An 18,483-nucleotide genomic window follows, 5' to 3' on the forward strand; every position below is an offset into this window, starting at 1 on the left:
GCTATAGCGTCTCTACTGTTTCATGCAGAATTATTCAGCGTCTACCTGCACAGCGACCTCAGCCGGCAATGTGATTTGCAGTTCAAACGCTCTGCCGGTATCATCCCCTTCGGGTTTGATCACAATTTCAACATCGCCTCCCTTATCCCGCAAAAAGCGTCGAACCGCATCCATTCCCACACCTCGTCCGGAAATGTCACTGACTTTTTCAGCGGTGGACACACCCGATTGAAAAATCATATTCGCTGCATCCATTTCACTGTTGACTTCAAGCCCCACTTCAAGCGCTTTTTCTTTGAGGCGTTTCAGATTCAAACCCTTGCCATCATCCCCCACGCGCATGATAACCTGGTTTTCCTTCAAGGAAATATCAAGGAAGAGATTGCCTTCCGCCGGTTTGCCTTTTTCCAACCGTACTTCCGGTGTTTCAAGACCATGATCCATTGAGTTTCTGATCATGTGCATGAACACATCCTTGATCACCGGCACAATATTGTTCACGAATCGAATCCCTTTGTCCTTGACCAGAAATTTGGGTGTAGCCTTTTGAAGGTTTCTGGCCATGTCTGGCAAGCCATCACGAATTCCACCAAGAATATCATGAATGGACAGGGTATGAATGGCTTTCAGAACAGTCTCCAGTTCCTTGTCACGATTCCTGACAGCAAGTTGTTTCAACCGATCCAGTAATTGATTTTCCACCACCGTGGTGTCGTTGCGTGTTTGCGCGAAGGATCTCAGTTTTTGATTGAACAACTTCGTATAAACCTCAATGCCTTGACGAACCTGTTCCAACTCTTGTAACAGCAGTGCACTATCCCACGGTGCGTCAGCATTTTTCCGCAAATGGTCATAAGTCTGTTCCGCGGCATGAACAATATCCGTGATATACGAAAAGCCATAGGTTCTGGCATTTCCCTTGATGGTGTGCATGTTCCTGAACAAAGTTGCGATCACATCCATGTCTTTGTGTATGCTGGCCTCAATCAACTTTTGATTTTCCTCAATAAAATTATTGGCTGATTCCAGAAAGCCTGTGAATTTGTCCACAGATATTGCCAGAATCTGTCCCAGCATCTCCAGTTCCTGTTTCTGGGATTCTGCTTCTGCCTGCAATTTTCTGAGTTCTGACACATCCCGGACCGTGATCATGACTTTTTCAATTTCATCCTCTTCACTTGGCAGGGGATCCCAATCCAGTTCCAGAATTTTTACCCGTCCGTCGGGCATGTTTTTCTGAAATTCATGCACCAGCAAATGTTTGTTGATGTCCCACATCATCATGTCCGCGCCAAAAACTGAACCCGTAGCGACTTCAATCTGATTGAGTATATTTCCCCCCAGACTTGAATCATCAAACAGGGTTTGCATAAAGGATGTTCCGGCAATTTCAGTTGTTTCCAGAATATGTTCCAGATACCTGGAATATTCGGGATGGATCACCAGATCCTCATCAGGGATCGTAAAGATTCCCTGGTGCATATTTTGAAGCATATTGTTGATGTCATTGGTTTTCTGTTGCAATTGTGCGGTTCGTTCCTGAACTTTTTGTTCCAGATTGCGATACAACAAAGCGTTGTCAATGGAAATCGCGGCCTGCGAAGACAGCATTTGGAGCACTTCCAGACGTCCGGCCGTGAACGCTCCGGTGGTCAGGTTGTTTTCCAGATAAAGAACTCCGGTGATACGTCCCTGATTGATGATGGGAGAGCACAGGATTGATTTCGGATGATTCTCAACCACAAAGGGATCCTTGGTAAAATTTCCTTCATCTTCTGCGTTATTCAGTACGACAGCCTCTTTAGTCCGCATTACATACTGCACCAGTGTCACAGGAATTCTGGAGAATTGGGCCAAGGGTATTTGCTGCATGACATCCACTTTTTCATGTTCCATCAGACATTCCGCCTGAATCATGACAGAACCACTCTGATCATCCCGCAACAGCAAAATACCCTTTTCAGCACCTGCGTTTTCAACAACAGTCCGCATCATTTTTTCCAGCAGAACATCTAGTCGAATTTCACCGGATATGGCCTGGGAAGCTTTCATGACCGATCCAAGATCCAGAGCTACCGTGGAACTCGTGCCCATTGAGGTGGCGGTGACAGTGGCCTTGTCTTCTCTGGAACCACTTGTTCCACGCTGTCTGAGCAGATTGGAATGCTTCTCTTCCAGATTTTGTACCATCACTTTGGAGCCCCACTGACCACACAGATACCAGGCTTTGGTCAGATAAGTCTGGGCGAGTCGAGGTTTCCCGATTTCAATATAAAATTCACCGGCAAGCTGGTTTGCGAGAGCTTCTTCATGGATAAAGCCATTCACATTCGCCAGGTGGATTGCTTCATCATACAGATCCATCGCCAGTCGTTCTTTCTTTTTCAAGCGAGCTTTTTCAGCTTCGACCAAGATGTACTGATGCCGATAATTCATTGGTGCGTATTTTGCCCATTTTTTCAGTTTCATCTGATTGATATAAAACCTTAGCGGCAGGCGTTTGCGTCGCATTTTTCTTGCGTAGCCGATGAATGCCATCGAATGATAAAACGTGATGATCGCATTGACGATCATGCCCGGCACATTTTCAATGTATTTGCGGGCCTCCTGAAAACTGGCAAGGGCTGTCTCATATTCCTTGAGCCAGCAACTCAGCATGCCTTTGCACATGAAGGCGTAAAACACACCGGTCTGGTTACCGGCTTTCAGTCCTTCCGGGATCATGGTGTGTTCATCAAAATATTTGCCTTTGAGCACCAGCGGATTTTCAGCGTCACCTCTGAAATTGGCGGCGGTCTGCGCAAACACCTGCATGTGGTAGATGGTTGGGCCCTGCTTGTATTTCTCAGCCTGAGGGAAGTACTTGTCAAAATCAGCGATCACATAATCCAGAGACTCCCCGATGAACAACTGAGTGTAGCAATAAACGGAAAAAGAATAGGTGGCAAATTCAAGATTTCCGGCTTCAAGATTACTTTGAAGCGCTTTCATCAGCAACGGCATGGTTTCCCTGACCGGTTTATGCCAGATACGAATGGCCATGGCGATGGCAAATTCCAGTGTTCCTCTAAATTCATCCAGTTTCAGATCATACACCATTGATAGCGCGTCTTCTCCTAAGCGAGTCCCGTTTTTGATGTCATCCATATTAGAGAGAATTACCATGCCTACCCCCCCAACGCCGTAAGGGGACACGCCTGTGATTCCATGTTTAAGCGATAATGAATCCACTTTCAGCAGCATGATCGCAAACAGGTTGGCACTCACAATATAGGCTGAGGAAACCGATTGGGCAATAATCCTGGTTGCGGCCAATGCCACAGGATTTTTCATCATCGGCATTGATTCAAATTTGGCTAATGAAATGGGAAGAACCCTTATGAGCATGGGCAGAAGACGCAGGGCCACCTGAAGCTGATTGGGGCGGGAAGGCAGTTTTATGCCCAGCATTTTCAGTGCTTCCAGAGCCACACGAACGCCATCATGGATTTTATTCTGAGAAACCAGTGACTGTAACCGGGCTTCATACACACGGACTTTGTCTAATGAGGTTTTGGCATTTTTCAGCACAATGTCCGCATAGGTATTCATCTTGTCAAATTTGCGGGTGAGATTGGAGGTATCCACAGCCTCACCATACAACCCCAGAGTCAGCGGATAGTTTTCTTTCCAGCAATTTGCCGGGAGCAGTTCAATTCCAATCCGGGCATGGCCTGCGGCAGGTCCGTATGCCGTGGAAAGACGGGCTTTTTGCGCGGAAAGCAGATTCAATTCTGCCAGTTTGTTTTTTTCCTCCTGACTTTCAATCAGGTCTTTTCCCATATTGAGCTGGGACGTGACATAAAACAATTTTTCCTCCAGTTCCTCCTGACTCAAGGATTTCAGCAAGACACGCCCGATGTTCAGATGAATCGGTTTTCTGTCCTCTTCGGAAATCATTTCATAAGCGGCTTTCTGCACACGTCCATGGACAAACTTATCCCACACGGAAGCCTTGAAATCACTGATTCCTGATTCCTCAGAATTTTTAAGCAGTTTGTGACCTTCTCCCACTGGAAGAATCATTCCTTCCTGAACAGCGGACCATAGATCCTCCGCAGTTTGCTTCAGGGTTCGTCCACAAACCGCCGCCAGCGTTTTCAAATTAAAATCAGCACCAATACACGCGGCCATTTTCAATGCGGATTGTGTCACTTCAGGAAGTTTCTGGATTTTTTCAATCATCAATTCGACGACATTCCCGGTGGTTTCATGGGCTTTGATTTTGTCCAGATCCCATTTCCAGCACATGGCTTCAAAATCAAACCACAGCAGTTTTTCGTGATGCAGAAGTTTCAGAAATTCATGAATAAAAAAAGTGTTTCCACCTGTTTTGTTCTGAATCACTTCCGCCAACTGTTTAACATTTTCCGGTTCCGTTTTCACCGTTTCGCCAAGCATCTGGACGATGGCGTTCAGGTTCAAGGGATTCAACTGGATTTCCCTGTAGGGGATGGTTCCCTGTTTTGTTTCCTGAAGCAATTGCAGAAACGGGTGGTCTTCCTGAATTTCGTTATCCCGATAAGCCAGAATGAGCATGAAATGCCGCAATTCAGAATCCTGTGACATGATATTGAGCAAACCCAGACTGGCTGTGTCAGAAAATTGCAGGTCATCCAGAAACAGGACCAGCGGATGGTGTGCCTGGGTGAACACCCGGATAAACTTGAGAAATGTCAGTTGAAATCTGTTCTGGGTTTCACTGGGGCCTAACTCCGGAACAGGTTGTTGCGGTCCAAGGATGAGTTCCAGGTCCGGTGCGAGATCGGTGATGATTTTTCCATTGGGACCAAGTGCTTCCGCCAGTTTGAATTTCCATTGATTGAGATGGTCCTCATCTTCGCGTAACAGATTTTGAACGAGATTGTTGATGGCCTGTCCAATGCCGTAGTAGGGATCATTGCGTTTGAATTCGTCATATTTTCCTGACAGAAGCATGCCGCTGTGGTTCACCAGAATTTTTTCCAGTTCATGGACCAGCGCTGATTTTCCGCTGCCTGATTGTCCGCCGAGAAACACCAATTGCTTGTGACCGCCCTTGACCAACTCAAACAGTTTCATGAGTTCATTGAGTTCAGGCTCTCTTCCATACAAAACCTGTGGAATATGCAATCTGTCGGAAATGTCATGAGTGCCCAACGTGAAGGGCTCAATTTTCCCTGTTTCCCTGAACTGCCGGATGCAATTTTCAAGATCATGCTTTAAACCAAACGCGCTCTGATAACGATCTTCCACACTTTTAGACAGTAACTTGTGGATCATATGAGCGATCATGCCGGGAATTTCCGGCTTTTTTTCCAGCAACGGTGCTGGATTTCGGGCAATATGGCAATGCACCCATCCCATCGCATCATCCGCATGGAATGGCAAATCACCGGCCAATACTTCATAAAAGGTCATTCCCAGTGAGTAGAGATCAGATCTGAAATCAACCTTGCGGTTCATCCGTCCGGTTTGTTCAGGAGAAATATAGGCCAGGGTTCCTTCCAGCACAGCATCACTGGCAACGACTTCTTCTGTTTCTTCGAGGGTGGTTGCGATGCCGAAATCAATCAGAGTGACTTCTTTGTTCCCCGGGTTGATAATAACGTTGTGCGGTTTCAAATCACGGTGGATATACCCTTTTTTATGCACATTTCCCAGGATCACGGTCAATTTGAGCATGGTGTCAAGAATATCTTCCAGTTTGAGTGTCTGTTCTCCCAGCACATGCTTGAGCGATTTTGACAGCATGTCATCACTGGTGACCAGCATCACAGAACTTCCTGTCTTTTCCAGTCCGATCACCCGTGAAATCCCGGGCATCTGTAAATGGGTCAGGATGCTGTGTTCATGCTGAAATCTGGCCAGTTCTTCCTGTGTCGGATATTCGCTGTTCAGATATTTAATGATGACCGCAAGATGGTCTGATTCACGAACAGCTCTGCAAACGGTGGTATTGACCCCGCTATAAAGTTCCTCCATGACTTTGTAACCTTTGACCTGTAGCATAACGTTCTCTCCGGAAATTTTTTATAATTGTCTCTGTTATCCCCATAATAAAATTAACAGGATTCGACAAGAATATTTTTCAGAAACAATTTTAGTAAGCGTTCAGTTATCAGTATTCAGCAGTCAGTATTTATGCGTTTTGGTTGCATTATGACTCAATACCAGAATTATCGCTTGGCTTCCAGGCCTTGAGAATGCTTGAAAAACTGATAGCTGACGGCTGAACGCTTACCAATTTCATTTCTTGATTGATGATGTCCCTCTGAAATATACCTTTTGAACTTGCTTTATTGGTCTCCCCCTTGCAAAACCGAAAGTAATCAGTCATAACATATTAAAACCATAATCATTCATTAACTTGCTGATAAGGTCTTTATGTCACAAACAACCCCTCACACTGAACACACTCTCACCGGTCTCACTTCTGCGGAAGTTGAACAAAGCAGAATACAAAACGGCGCCAATGTGCTGACACCTCCGGAACGTGAACCATGGTGGCATCTGTTGCTGGAAAAATTTGATGATCCTGTCATCCGGATCCTGCTGATTGCCGCGTTTGTCGCCATTGGTGTCGGCATGGTGGATGGGCATTATATTGAAGGTGTCGGCATCATCATCGCGGTGTTGCTCGCAACCACTTTGGCCTTTTTCAATGAGTTCAAGGCCGGGAAGGAATTTGATATTCTGAATCAGGTGACCGACGAAGTGGCGGTCAAGGTGATCCGCGAAAGCCATTACACCACTGTTCCCCGTAAAGATATTGTGGTTGGAGATATTGTTCTGCTTGAAGCAGGCGAAGAAGTTCCGGCTGATGCGGATGTTCTGGACTCCGTATCGCTCCAGATTGATGAATCCCGACTGACCGGAGAATCGGCCCCTGTCACCAAACGTCCCCGGTCTGAAAATAAAGCTGAAGGGCAGAACCTGGCCTATGCCCGCCACATGGTGCTGAAAGGCACGATTGCCAAAGATGGTCATGGAACCCTGAAAGTCACAGCGGTTGGCGATCGTTCAGAAATTGGAACAGCGGCCAAGGCGGCTTCAGAAGAAACGGACAATCAGACCCCACTGAGCATCCAGCTTGAAAAACTGGGAAAAATGGTTGGCGTGGTTGGCTTCAGCGTTGCGGGTATCATTTTTGCGGCACTCATGGCCCGCGGTGTTATGGTGAATGAGTTGGTTCTGAATCAGCAACAATGGTTTTTTACCATGACCATGATCCTGAGTACTTTGATCGCCATGACCAGAGTCTGGTTGCCGATTTCCTATGACGCCCTGGAAATGTTCAAAATTAATCACCAGCGTCCTGCCTGGCTGGAAAATAATAGCATGGTCGCATGGTTAAAAACCGCGGGTTTGGGCGCTCTTGTGTTTATTCTTGGTATTGGCGGAGGGTATGTGATCGGCCTTGTACCGGCAACCCCTCGTGACTGGATTCCACCGCTGGCCGCTGAAGAACTGCTCAAATATTTCATGATTTCCATCACCATTATTGTGGTCGCTGTTCCTGAAGGTCTGGCGATGAGTGTTACTCTGAGTCTGGCCTATAGCATGCGCAAAATGACGGCCGCCAATAACCTCGTGCGACAAATGCATGCCTGTGAAACCATTGGTGCGGCGACAGTGATCTGTTCTGATAAAACCGGAACGCTGACCCAAAACGAAATGCAGGTTTTTGAAACACGTTTTCCCTCCCTACAGGATAACAAGCTCACGGCATCGCTTTCCTCTGTCAATGAACAACTGCTTGCCGAAGCCATCGCGGCCAACACCACAGCACAACTCAGTGAGGAAAACAATGTCATCAAACCACTGGGCAATCCAACAGAAGGCGCTCTTTTACTCTGGCTCAATCAGCAATCCATTGATTACCAGCAACACCGCGGTACATTTACCATTTCCCATCAATGGACCTTCACCACCGAGCGCAAATACATGGCCACAATGGGGCAGTCTGTGCCCTTGGGGTCACAAACACTGTATGTGAAGGGGGCACCTGAAATTATCATGTCCCAATGCGTCAATATGCTGACTGCTGATGGCGAAACCCCGCTGGAACCATTCAAGCAGGAAATTGAGCAAGCTCTCAAAGATTATCAGCGGCGAGGGATGAGAACACTGGCGATTGCTTACCGCAACGCCACAAACGACGACCCTGAAGCAACGATTGAATCACTGACGCACGATATGATCTGGTTGGGCTTTGCCGCTATTGAAGATCCGGTTCGCCCGGAAGTTCCCAATGCTGTTGCTGATTGCTACAAAGCAGGAATCCAGGTCAAGATTGTCACAGGGGACATTGTTGAAACCGCCAAAGAAATCTCCCGCCAAATTGGTTTGAGCAAGCCGGATGATGGTCCGGAATGCTTTCTCACCGGTGCGGAATTTGGCAAAATGAACGATGAACAGGCTAAAGTCGCGGTGCAGAAACTCAAAGTGCTCGCAAGGGCCAGACCACTGGATAAATTACGACTCGTTAAACTGCTGCAAAGCCAGAACCATGTTGTTGCTGTTACGGGTGACGGAACCAACGACGCCCCTGCGCTGAATCATGCGGATGTCGGGTTGGCGATGGGAAAAACCGGTACCGCTGTGGCCAAGGAAGCCAGTGATATCATTCTGCTGGATGATTCCTTCAAAAGCATTGTCAACGCCGTGATGTGGGGACGATCCCTTTATGAAAACATTCAGCGATTTATTTTATTCCAACTCACCATCAACGTGGTTGCGCTCGGAATTGCTATGCTGGGGCCGTTCATCGGCATCAAACTGCCATTGACCGTGATTCAGATGCTTTGGGTCAATCTGATCATGGATACGTTCGCTTCGTTGGCTTTGGCGACTGAACCTCCGCATGAAAGTGTCATGAACAGGCATCCGAGAAATCCTCTGGACTTCATTGTGACTCCACACATGATGCGGGAGATCGGTGGCATTGGTCTGGTATTTCTGGCTGGTCTGATCGGACTGCTGTTTTATTTCCAGGGGGATGGTATGGTCACAAATCATGAGTTATCCCTGTTTTTCACCATCTTTGTGATGCTACAATTCTGGAATCTGTTCAATGCCCGTAGCATGGGGCAGACTGATTCCGCGTTGAAAGGAATTTTTGAGAACAAGGGTTTCACCATGATCGCGCTGGGAATTTTTATTGGCCAGGTGTTGATTGTACAGTTTGGAGGAGAAGTTTTTCGAACTGTTCCACTGTCTCTTGAAACCTGGGCACTTGTGGTGGCAGGAACATCATTAGTACTGTGGCTTGGTGAGATCAAACGTTTTGTTCTGCGTCGACAGGCATGACTTTATTGAACACTGAAAGGAATCTCTTCATGGAAATTAAACTGGACTATAAAACAAAGGGACTTGAATCGCTTAAAACCGATGCGCTGATTTTAATGATTCCTGAAATCAAAAAAAATAAAGAAATCGGAAAACAACTGGATTTTTTACCTGACTCATTGATCCACCTTGTCAAACAGGCGATCAAGCTCAAGGTCTTCTCGGAAAAAGCTGAAAGCACACATTTAATGGTGACCGGCATCGATGATATGCCCCGCCTGTTATTGGTCGGCACAGGAAAACAGGATAAGCTGAATCAGGAAACGTTGAGAAGAATTGCCGGAAAAATCGGCAAAAAGATTAAAAGCCTCAAAAGTGAAGCCATCAGTCTGGTGCTTCCACCCTGGCTCAGCGAATTGAGCCTTGATGTGGGTACAATCATTGCGGAAGGACTGCTTCTTGGCGCTTATGATTTCAATAAATACAGTTCAGCGCCAACTCCGGATGAGGAGGATGATCAGCCCGTGGATAAAGTGAAAATCACTTTGCTGGATGCCGACAAAATGACTTCTGCCAAAGCCATCAAACAGGGCGAAACCAGAGCTATCGCCACCAATTATGCCCGGGATCTCGGCAATACTCCCGGAAATGATCTCTATCCTGAAATTCTGGCTAAAGAAGCCGAATCCATTGCCCTGGAATACAACATGAAAATCAGGATTCTGGATCAACCGGAAATGGAAGAACTTGGTATGGGAATGTTGTTGGGGGTGGCCCGGGGTTCAGTGCGTCCGCCCAAATTGATTCTGATGGAATACCAACATCCCAAGGCGAAAAAGCAATTGGCGATTGTGGGGAAAGGCGTCACCTTTGATTCCGGTGGCATTTCACTGAAACCAGGTAGCGGCATGGATGAAATGAAGTATGACATGTGCGGCGCCGCGGCAATTCTGGGTGCCATGAAAGCCATTGGTGAACTCAAACCCAAGCTCAACATTATCGGTGTGATTCCTGCCGTTGAAAACATGCCCGATGGCAATGCCCAACGCCCAGGGGATATTGTCACCGCATTCAATGGAAAACGTGTGGAAGTTCTCAATACCGATGCTGAAGGCCGGTTGATTCTGGGTGATGCCCTGAGCTACACGATCAAGGAATATTCTCCTGATGGGATCATTGATTTTGCGACTCTGACCGGTGCCTGTATCATCGCGCTAGGGCACTATGCCAGTGGTGTGATTTCCAACAATGAAGAACTCACCCGTCAGGTTGTCGAAGCGGGTAAGTCCAGCGGAGATACGGTGTGGCCGTTGCCTTCATTTCCAGAATATGAAGAATCGATCAAAGGAAAATTTGGAGATTTGCTGAATACCGGCGGACGCGAAGCCGGAACCATCACAGCAGGTTTGTTTTTGAAAAATTTTGTGGAAGAAATCCCCTGGGTGCATGTTGACATTGCCGGAACGGCCTGGGGTGTCAAACATATCAGTTATCAACCGGCCAAGGGAACCACAGGAGTCGGGGTTCGACTGCTGATTGACCTGATTGGCTCATGGCAAGCATGACTTCAAAAAAAGCCACCGGCATTGTTAGGACATCACACGAATAAAAGAGCATTATGCCAGAGATCACCCGTTTTTATGGAATAGTGATTAAACTATTTTTTGGAGATCATCCGCCTCCCCATTTTCATGCTGTTTATGGAGAATATAATGCAATTTTCAATATAGAATCCTTAGAAATGATTGAAGGCGACTTGCCGGAACGCGCAAAGAAATTGGTGCTGGAATGGGCATCGTCTTATCACGAAGAACTCAAGAAGATGTGGGACTCACAAGAGTTTAAAAAACTCCCTCCATTGAGGTAAAATGAAGAAAATACCGAAAATCAAGGCTGTTCAGGCGTTAGACAACCATCTCTTGATCATCGAGTTTTCAAATCATGAGAATCGGCAATATGACGTGAGGCCGTTGCTCAAACTCCAGACGTTTGCTCCACTACAAAATGATGCGTTCTTCAAAAATGTCCAAATCGAAACAGGAGGACATGCGCTGGTTTGGAATGAGGATATTGACATCAGTGAGTACGAACTATGGAGCAAAGGACAATTCCTGTCCTAACAAGTCGCTTGCGACGGATTGCCTACACTGCGTTTCGGCAACCGCTCAGCTCTATCGTTGGTTGGAAAGAAAAATCGGCACCTTTCAGACGATGTGAAAAGTAATTGACAGTTGGAAGGTGTCATCCCGACAGAGTGAGGTACAAGATCTCTCCTTCGTCGAGATGACAAACTGTAAAAGGGAAAATGATAGGTGCCGAAAAATCCTGGGCTGTTCATTTCTCCTTATTTTGAGCGTCAACCGGATGGTAGGCGGGGATTACATGCCCCGCAAACGCCAAAAATCGTATTTTTGACGGGCACGTAGTCCCGTCCTACCAGAGAAGTGAACAGCCCTGCCGAAAAATCAGGCGATTTTTTCTTCCGCAACGGACTCCCCGCTTAATTTTGCGAGAATACGGTCACCAGTGGTGGTGATTTCATTCAACAGAAACCGGTCACGTGGCTCAGCACGGTCCAGAAATGTTTCAAGAACTTCTCGTCTTTCCGGAAATTTTTTCACCTGCGCATAAAGCAACTCTGCCACAGCCGAATCACACAACAACTTGATCAAACGTTCCGCATGGAGCATTCCAGGCGCGAAGTCACGCTTTGGATCCCAATTTTTGAGGAATTCCTTAGGCCAGCTCGCCATGGGTTTATCACTCAGTGTCTTGAATTTGCGGGTGGCAATTTTTTGAATCAAATGCTGTTGTGCCGCAAGATTCAATGATTGCAATTTGGCAACACGTCGCTCCAGAGGATCACGGGCAGAAACACTCAGCCAGCGGGTCTGGGCAATGGTTTTCAGAAATCCCTGAGGATTTTTGATGATGGCGCCCAACGTGTCTTTCATGGCCATCAACGCCTGAATTTGTGAGGTTCCTTCATAAATCGGCAGAATCACGGAGTCTCTCAACAGTTTTTCCGCACCATATTCCTGGGTGAATCCTGAACCGCCATGAATCTGCACACAGCGTCGACTCATTTCAACTGATTTTTCACTGCCCAGATATTTCATCAACGGAGTCAACTTTCGTGCTTCGCCAGCATAAAACTTCACATCTTTTTCCACCCGTTTGTATTCCATGGAGGAGGGCTCAAGGGTTTTGAGCAGAATTTTACTTTTCTGCGACAGTTCATCATAGTAGGCCCCCTGAATTGTCATGGCCCGAATTGCCTGAATGTCATTGCGCATTTCGTCCAGCATATCTGCAATCATTTCATGCTGATCAATGGTTTTTCCCATGCTTTTTCGTTGAGCGGCATAATCCCTGGCGGTGCGGTAAGCCGACTCGCAAAGCCCCATACTGATGGAAGCGACACCCACACGAGCGCCGTTCATCAACAACAACATGTGTTTGAAACCATCGCCGCGTTTACCAATGAGTTGAGCAGGTGTTTTATCAAAGGAAATCGTGCAGGTGGGACTGGCATGAATGCCCATTTTTTCTTCAATCCGGTCTACTGTGGCATGACGGATTTTTTCGCCATTTTCACCGTATGAGAACGTTTCACACAAAAAGAATGACAGACCATTCAATCCGCTGAAGGGATCATTGGGATCTTTGGCATCCTCAGTCCGGGCAATGACAAAATGGTATCGTCCATGACCTGAGGTGATGAAAATTTTTTGTCCGGTAATGAACCAGTTTCCATCGGCATCCTGTACCGCTTTTGTTCTCAAGGCCGCCATGTCACTGCCAGCGTCAGGTTCTGTGATATCCATACAGCCCCATTCGTTGCCTGACGCGATATCCGCCAGTTCCCGTTCAAACCGTACCTTGGTAATGGTTTTGGATTCCTTATCAAACTCAGCACTTCCTTCATCAATGCAAAAGGCCAGCATCGCCAGTCCCATCGCGCCATGAAATCCATAATGCATGACGGTGGATACATCGGCTCGTGCCATGAGTTCAATATTGGTCATATACAGCAGAATCGGCAGGTTCATGCCTCCCAGTTCCCGGGGAATACACATGCCATGCAGTTCCATGTTTTTTAGTTGAGCGAAAATTTCATTCATTTCCTTGGGAAAAACAACATCGCCATCTTTGTATTCCAGACCTTTACGGTCCATCTCGGCGCCTTTGGGCGCGATTTCTTCAGCGGCAAACGTTCCGACCAGTTCCAGCATGTCCTTGTAGACATCCAGTGCTTCCTTTTCAGAAGCGAATTCACAGTCCTTGCCGAACCCCTGGCGTTCATTGAGTGCCAGCAAAGGGCTCCAGTCGATCCATTTTTCGATATAAAACTGAAGGTCTTCGTTGTCTTTGTAAAAATTGGCCATGTTCCTCCTGGGATCAATGCGGGAATAAAGGCAACCTGATCGCAACCCATTGGCGACAGATTAATGAAATGAACCTGCTGGAAGATAAGGCAAACAAGGCTGTTATCCAATGACTTTTTGAGACAATCTGTTGTCCAGTCCGGCCATTTGCGTCAATTGCATCATTCAAATTGATCCAGGTTCAGTCCCTCATTGCCATGGCACTCCCCGAAAAGAAGCCGGATTCATGTCAAGATTCTGATTTCAAGCTTCAGCGGCAACCAGTTTTGATAAATATTTGCGAAGTCCGGTTTTGGCGGTTGATGTTTGGGCTTTAGACGCAAACACTGGCGGTTTTTTCAATTTTTCGCATTCCTCCAGAAAGGTCAGCAAATGTTCCCGATATTGGTAATACTGGCCATTTTCGAGCAATTCAGCACGCACCCTGGGACGAGGCAACGTGATTTCCAGCACATCGCCTACACGGGCACGAGGGCCATTGGTCATCATCACCACCCGATCAGAAAGCACAATCGCCTCATCCACTAAATCAGGAAGCAAGATGTCAGTGAGTGTATTTGCTTTAGATGGATTTGCAATTGATCAAGATCCAAATCCCATAAGGGAATACGTTGAAGTTCCAGTTTGCCAAAGCGGTTCGAAGCCATTGGCAGATTGAAAATTGCCTCCATTGGGTATTGGACATCGCCTTTCGTGAAGATGAAAACAGAATTCGAAAAGATCATGCGCCACAAAATAGTGATAGGAAAAAGATACTTATTGTTTCCAACTTAACAAATATTCGATAATTTAACCCTTTCAGAAGATTTTAGTGCGATTGCCCTGGCATGGAAAATAAGGAGTGGTTTACCTCAAAGGGGCTCAAAACTATCTCGGATCAGGCTTTCCCACATTGGTTACCTCTGAATGTATGGAAGGCAACATCATGAGGAGCCGTGTACGGACCCGTACGCACGGTTCTGTGAGCGGACGTAGTCTTCGGACTCCTCCGACTCGATACCAGAGAATTGAACAGCCATGATTCAACACCGACTCACCCAGACGCCCACATCCATGGAAGATCCGGGGGGACCAATGAACGTTCCTGCTATGGGCGGTACGGCTTCAGGCAATCGTGCTACGGCCACAGCAATGTGATCGGTTCCAACAATGTCTCCAATCGTCGGATCAAATCCGGTCCAGCCTGTGCTGGGCAGATAGACTTCGGCCCAGGCATGGGTTGAACCGTTGTTGAGTCCTGAGGGTGGCGCGTGGAGATAGCCGCTCACAAAGCGTGAGGCCAGACCAAGACAGCGTGCGGCTTCCATGAACAACATCGCAAAATCACGACAGGAACCGGTTCCGTAAGACAATGTTTGTTCTACGGATTGTACACCGGGTTCTTCTCTCAGCCGATAGGACATTGTTTTATAGATATGGGTGCCAATTCGTTGCAATAGTTTGTACGTCTGAATCCGTTCATTCTGTTTCCATATGTTCGCAATCCAGTGTGAAAGTTGTTTTCGTGAACTCTGTTCCAGCAAGACCATATAAGGCGACAGCAAAACTTGATCATCAGGGTGATAGGTACACGGGTAATCGGTGGCATGAGTGACTGTTAGAAAACCAAGAGGATCCTCATTGTATTGCTGGATGATGACTTCACTTTCAATCACAAGCTGACTGGTGGGTAAATCGAAAATGGCGTTGGCAACCGAATTGCCTTCCACATCCCGATACCAGTGCAGGTTTGCCTGAGGTGTGATTTTCAAGGTTGAGGATTCAATACGCATTTCATGGTCTTCTCTCGGACGTAGTCGTAATTGATGGGGACCCAGTGTGACTAAACCGGAAAAATTGTAATAGGTACGATGGAGAATTTTATAGCGTTGCATAGACTCATAGGGGAGAATGATTGCTTTGACGCGTCAGGAATTTATTTGATTTTCTGCTGATGACGTGCGGAATGCCCAGCGAATCATCTTTCAGAAAACCCGGAACTTTTCGTCCCGGTTTGATCAGGATATCTTTCAAAATGGTTTCCCTTACCTGAACACGGTCCAGATGTTGTTCTGAGACCAGATAATCGTATAAAATTTCAGCGTAATGCTCCAGCGAGATGCCATAGGTTTGTTGGAGACACGCATAAGCATATTCTGAAAATTGAACGAACTCATCGAAAGGATTCGACGACTGAAACAGCAGGGCCATCGACTGGATAAAGTTTCCTGAATTGTAGTAATGATCCCAGTATTTGGCAAAGCGCTTTAACCGCAACATCAATTCAACCGGTAAATCCACATTACTCTCAATTTCATAAGGTGGATTTGAATCGTAAATCATCTGGTGCGTGTCAGTGTGCAGAGTGATCGGTGTGCCTTTCAGGTGTTTTAAAATGCCAATTTGAATTTCCTGAAGTCCAAGCGCAACCAACTGATTCAGATCATCTTTGAAAATGTCTAAGGTCGCGCCGGGTAAGCCGATGATCAAATCCACATGCAGATGAATGTGGGTGTTCTGTCTGAGAAACATTAAATTGTCCAGAGCCTTTATTTTATTTTGCTGACGACCAATCAAGGCGGAAACCTGTTGATCCAGGGTCTGAATGCCGACCTCAAATTGCAAAACCCCTTCCCTGAATTTCAGAATATATTCTTTCAACTCAGGCGGCAGGCGATCAGGAATGACTTCAAAATGGAGAAAAAAATCCTGTGCCGGAAATTCTTCCAGAAAAAATGACAGGATCGCAATGGATTGTTTGATGTGGAGATTGAAGGTTCGATCAACAAATTTGAATTGTCGTGCGCCTCGCTGGTAAAGTTTACGCATCTCCAGCAAAAATTGAGAAGTGTCAAAGGAACGGATCCCTTTATCCAGGGACGACAGGCAAAAATGGCACTTAAAGGCACAGCCTCTGGAGGCTTCCACATAGATCTTCCGGTTGACAATATCGGTATCCGTATAGAATTCATAGGGTAGAATCAGTTCCTTGACATCAATCTGATCTTTGGGCAACACTTTTGTTTTTGGCGCGTTATGCTGGAGAATATCCTGACACAAACGTTGAAACGCATGATCCCCTTCTGCGGGAATGATGTGGTTGACCAGTTCATATAATTCATCCGGAACACCATAGCTCACCTCCGGACCGCCAACCACGACATAAATTTCAGGGTGAGTTTTTTTGAGGAGGGAAATCGCCTGAGTCAGGACTTCAATGTTCCAGATGTAAATCCCGATTCCGATGATTTGAGGCTGATATGACAGCCATTGCTCGACCATGTGTCGGGGCGTGTCCTGAAGGGTGTATTCAATCAGTACGGTACGGTTTTGCAATTCCCGCATGTTGGCATAAAGATACCGCAGGCCCAATGACGTATGAGAATAGCGGGCATTGGCTGTTGTCAGCAAAATCATGCTTGTTTTCCCAGGGCGATCCGGGCTTGTACGGCCAGTTCATCGCAGCGGTTGTTTTCAGGATTGTCACTGTGCCCTTTGACCCAATGCCAGGAAATCTCATGGATACGAGCCTGTTGCAACAGGGCTTCCCAAAGATCCTTGTTGGCCACCGGTTTACCATCGGCGGTTTTCCAGCCTTTCCGTTGCCAGCTATCCAGCCATTTTTGCGTGAAGGCGTTTTTAAGATAGGCGGAATCCGTGTAGACATTAACCCGGCAGGGACGTTTGAGCATTTCCAGTCCCTTGAGGGCGGCTATGAGTTCCATGCGGTTGTTGGTGGTGTTGGCTTCAGCGCCTGAGATTTCCTTGCGGAAATTATTATGCTCCGGGGAAATCAGGATGGCTCCCCAGCCACCGGTTCCGGGATTGGGAGAGCAGGCTCCATCGGTGTAGATATGAACTTCTGTCATGGCATGATCCTGTCTGTAGTCAGCAACATTCTGGCCACTTCAAGCACTCGTGGTCCCTCCTCAATGTGAAGCATCCGGTCGGCATAGGCGGAATCAATCACCAAGCCGAGAATCTGTCGGCGGATTGGTTCGAGAATGGATTCGGAGAGGTCTTTGAGTTCTTCTCGTTTAATTTCGTGATACAGCGATCTTTTGTAACGTTCGGCATCCAGCGAATCTGTTCCCAGTTTTTCAATAATCCGATCGATAAAATTCATTTCTCCAATGGTAATGACCTGATCACTTTGAACAATATAGCGAATATAGTTGAGGATTTTCAGTTTTTCCTCATGGGGTAAATCATTGAGCCGATGAAAGGTCCGGTGAGGATTGTATTCTCTGATTTTGGTTGCGACATACAGGATATATTCGTGTTTGATCAATTCAAACGCAGGCAAATACATGGACTGCGCGATTTTTTCCGCCTCGCCCAGGGTCAATTCCTTGTCGCCGAGATCGATCTGGTTGAGTTCATCCAGTTCCATTCGGGTTTCCTGAATGAAATCGTCAATGAAGTACTGGACATTGTCCAGTTCACGGTGAAAGGCGAATTCAAACAATTCATCCAGGAAGGGTTGATAACGGATGGGAATATATTTGAAAAACTTGGGATCCTCAGGATTGGCTCCAGCCTCGAGAAATTCGTAGCCGCAACTGTTCATTTCCCGGGCGACATCTTCCAGTTCGGTAAGCGCCATGTCGCGAATATTTTTCAGTTTGCCGGTTTCATCCAGATAATCCATTCCCAGCGCTTTCAATGCTTCATTGAATTGAGGTTTATAAAGTTCATAGGCATTGAGAAAGAGAGTGATCAGATCATACTGCGTCGGATAGTTCATCATGCGTAATTGCAGTTCTTCTTTATAATTCGCATATCGGATAGGGCGTGATTTTTTCAT

The 18,483-nt window shown here is 46.7% G+C and carries 11 protein-coding genes and 1 pseudogene; 5 read left to right on the plus strand and 7 right to left on the minus strand.

What is annotated here, in order from left to right; translation table 11 throughout:
* Positions 1 to 30: 30 nt before the first annotated feature.
* Positions 31 to 6,030, minus strand: coding sequence for an AAA family ATPase (locus HQM11_12740; protein MBF0351893.1), 6,000 nt, complete (start codon positions 6,028 to 6,030; stop codon positions 31 to 33).
* A gap of 375 nt (positions 6,031 to 6,405) precedes the next feature.
* On the opposite strand from HQM11_12740, the gene HQM11_12745 reads away from it, so the two are divergent.
* Genes HQM11_12745 through HQM11_12760 form a run of 4 tightly spaced genes read left to right on the plus strand, consistent with a single transcriptional unit; the run spans position 6,406 to position 11,429 of the window.
* Positions 6,406 to 9,330 (plus strand): calcium-translocating P-type ATPase, PMCA-type, encoded by a 2,925-nt coding sequence (locus HQM11_12745; GenBank protein ID MBF0351894.1) that lies wholly within the window; start codon positions 6,406 to 6,408, stop codon positions 9,328 to 9,330.
* Between the two features lie 29 nt (positions 9,331 to 9,359).
* Entirely contained in the window at positions 9,360 to 10,874 is a 1,515-nt protein-coding gene (locus HQM11_12750; GenBank protein ID MBF0351895.1) for a leucyl aminopeptidase, read from the plus strand.
* A gap of 53 nt (positions 10,875 to 10,927) precedes the next feature.
* Positions 10,928 to 11,176 (plus strand): DUF4160 domain-containing protein, encoded by a 249-nt coding sequence (locus HQM11_12755; protein ID MBF0351896.1) that lies wholly within the window; start codon positions 10,928 to 10,930, stop codon positions 11,174 to 11,176.
* A gap of 1 nt (position 11,177) precedes the next feature.
* On the plus strand, positions 11,178 to 11,429 hold the full coding sequence (locus HQM11_12760; GenBank protein MBF0351897.1) for a DUF2442 domain-containing protein: 252 nt from the start codon (positions 11,178 to 11,180) through the stop codon (positions 11,427 to 11,429).
* A 345-nt stretch (positions 11,430 to 11,774) separates the two neighbouring features.
* Here HQM11_12760 and HQM11_12765 read toward each other — a convergent pair whose 3' ends face one another.
* Together HQM11_12765 and HQM11_12770 are read right to left on the minus strand one after the other, a co-directional pair.
* Positions 11,775 to 13,697 (minus strand): acyl-CoA dehydrogenase family protein, encoded by a 1,923-nt coding sequence (locus HQM11_12765; GenBank protein ID MBF0351898.1) that lies wholly within the window; start codon positions 13,695 to 13,697, stop codon positions 11,775 to 11,777.
* 243 nt (positions 13,698 to 13,940) lie between these two features.
* The gene (locus HQM11_12770; GenBank protein MBF0351899.1) at positions 13,941 to 14,207 is read right to left on the minus strand and encodes a hypothetical protein; all 267 of its coding nucleotides are present in this window, start codon (positions 14,205 to 14,207) and stop codon (positions 13,941 to 13,943) included.
* 119 nt (positions 14,208 to 14,326) lie between these two features.
* On the opposite strand from HQM11_12770, the pseudogene HQM11_12775 reads away from it, so the two are divergent.
* Positions 14,327 to 14,434, plus strand: a pseudogene (locus tag HQM11_12775) (transposase).
* Positions 14,435 to 14,719: 285 nt separating this feature from the next.
* On the opposite strand, the gene HQM11_12780 reads toward HQM11_12775, so the two are convergent.
* Genes HQM11_12780 through HQM11_12795 form a run of 4 tightly spaced genes read right to left on the minus strand, consistent with a single transcriptional unit; the run spans position 14,720 to position 18,483 of the window.
* Complete coding sequence (locus HQM11_12780) at positions 14,720 to 15,571, minus strand: transglutaminase family protein (protein ID MBF0351900.1); 852 nt, start codon at positions 15,569 to 15,571, stop codon at positions 14,720 to 14,722.
* A 4-nt stretch (positions 15,572 to 15,575) separates the two neighbouring features.
* A complete protein-coding gene (locus tag HQM11_12785; protein ID MBF0351901.1) occupies positions 15,576 to 17,093 on the minus strand; it encodes a DUF4080 domain-containing protein in 1,518 nt (505 codons plus the stop codon).
* Positions 17,090 to 17,545 carry a ribonuclease HI gene (gene rnhA / locus HQM11_12790; GenBank protein MBF0351902.1) on the minus strand — a complete coding sequence of 152 codons (456 nt, stop codon included), beginning with the start codon at positions 17,543 to 17,545 and terminating at the stop codon, positions 17,090 to 17,092. The genes HQM11_12785 and rnhA overlap by 4 nt, the downstream gene beginning before the upstream one ends.
* Positions 17,542 to 18,483, minus strand: a complete 942-nt coding sequence (locus tag HQM11_12795) for a hypothetical protein (GenBank protein MBF0351903.1) — start codon at positions 18,481 to 18,483, stop codon at positions 17,542 to 17,544. The genes rnhA and HQM11_12795 overlap by 4 nt, the downstream gene beginning before the upstream one ends.

The sequence above is a fragment of the SAR324 cluster bacterium genome (assembly GCA_015232315.1).
GTDB lineage: Bacteria > SAR324 > SAR324 > SAR324 > NAC60-12 > JADFZZ01.

Coding starts and splice junctions, on each gene's coding strand:
- HQM11_12740 (MBF0351893.1), bottom strand. CDS start 6,030: ATGCTACAGGTCAAAGGTTACAAAGTCATGGAGGAACTTTATAGCGGG.
- HQM11_12745 (MBF0351894.1), top strand. CDS start 6,406: ATGTCACAAACAACCCCTCACACTGAACACACTCTCACCGGTCTCACT.
- HQM11_12750 (MBF0351895.1), top strand. CDS start 9,360: ATGGAAATTAAACTGGACTATAAAACAAAGGGACTTGAATCGCTTAAA.
- HQM11_12755 (MBF0351896.1), top strand. CDS start 10,928: ATGCCAGAGATCACCCGTTTTTATGGAATAGTGATTAAACTATTTTTT.
- HQM11_12760 (MBF0351897.1), top strand. CDS start 11,178: ATGAAGAAAATACCGAAAATCAAGGCTGTTCAGGCGTTAGACAACCAT.
- HQM11_12765 (MBF0351898.1), bottom strand. CDS start 13,697: ATGGCCAATTTTTACAAAGACAACGAAGACCTTCAGTTTTATATCGAA.
- HQM11_12780 (MBF0351900.1), bottom strand. CDS start 15,571: ATGCAACGCTATAAAATTCTCCATCGTACCTATTACAATTTTTCCGGT.
- HQM11_12785 (MBF0351901.1), bottom strand. CDS start 17,093: ATGATTTTGCTGACAACAGCCAATGCCCGCTATTCTCATACGTCATTG.
- rnhA (MBF0351902.1), bottom strand. CDS start 17,545: ATGACAGAAGTTCATATCTACACCGATGGAGCCTGCTCTCCCAATCCC.
- HQM11_12795 (MBF0351903.1), bottom strand. CDS start 18,483: ATGAAAAAATCACGCCCTATCCGATATGCGAATTATAAAGAAGAACTG.